The organism is Nocardia pseudovaccinii NBRC 100343 (assembly GCF_001613225.1).
GTDB lineage: Bacteria > Actinomycetota > Actinomycetes > Mycobacteriales > Mycobacteriaceae > Nocardia > Nocardia pseudovaccinii.
Genome location: NZ_BDBY01000436.1, coordinates 1 through 1,112 on the forward strand (window position 1 = coordinate 1; position 1,112 = coordinate 1,112).

The window sequence follows — 1,112 nt, forward strand, 5'->3', positions numbered from 1 at the left end:
CCCACGACGAGGGCTGGCTGGCCGAGCACATGCTGATCCTCAAGCTGATCTCCCCCGAGGACAAGGCGTACTACATCGCCGCGGCCTTCCCGAGCGCCTGCGGTAAGACCAACCTCGCGATGATCCAGCCGACGGTTCCCGGCTGGCGCGCGGAGACCCTGGGCGACGACATCGCCTGGATGCGGTTCGGCAAGGACGGCCGCCTGTACGCGGTGAATCCCGAGTTCGGATTCTTCGGCGTCGCGCCGGGCACCAACCGCAGCTCGAACCCGAACGCGATGGCGACCGTCGAGGCGGGCAATACGGTCTACACCAATGTCGCGCTCACCGATCACGGTGACGTCTGGTGGGAGGGCCTGGAGGGCGAGCCCGATCACCTGATCGACTGGAAGGGCGACGACTGGTACCTGCGGGAGACCGAAACCCTTGCCGCGCACCCGAACTCGCGGTACTGCACGCCGATGTCGCAGTGCCCGATCCTGGCTCCGGAATGGGACGACCCGCAGGGTGTGCCGATCTCGGCCATTCTGTTCGGCGGCCGCCGCAAGACCACGGTCCCGCTGGTGACCGAATCCTTCGACTGGCAGCACGGCGTCTTCATGGGCGCGACCCTTTCCTCCGAGCAGACGGCCGCCGCCGAGGGCAAGGTCGGCACCGTGCGCCGCGACCCGATGGCGATGCTGCCGTTCATGGGCTACCACGTCGGTGACTACCTGAACCACTGGATCAATGTCGGCAAGAACGCCGATGCGAACAAGCTGCCGAAGATCTTCTACGTGAACTGGTTCCGTCGCGGTGGCGACGGCCGCTTCCTGTGGCCCGGATTCGGTGAGAACTCCCGCGTGCTGGAGTGGATCGTCGGCCGCATCGAGGGTTCGGCGCAGGCCGAGCCGACCGCGATCGGCAATGTGCCCACCGCCGCGCAGATGGACCTCGAGGGTCTGAAGGTCGATCCCGCCGATGTCGACGAGGCACTCGCCGTCGACGCGGACGAATGGCGCAAGGAGATTCCGCTCATCGAGGAGTGGTTCGAATTCGTCGGCGACAAGCTGCCCTCCGGCGTGCGCGACGAGTTCGAGGCGCTGAAGGAGCGCCTGGGCTCTGTCTAATTT

Annotated in this window: 1 protein-coding gene; it reads left to right on the plus strand. The window is 66.4% G+C overall.

Translation table 11 applies throughout. The features are described from left to right. On the plus strand, positions 1-1,109 hold a 1,109-nt coding region (locus NP3_RS45315), incomplete at its 5' end, for a phosphoenolpyruvate carboxykinase (GTP) (protein WP_084509699.1). Between the last annotated feature and the right edge of the window lie 3 nt (positions 1,110-1,112).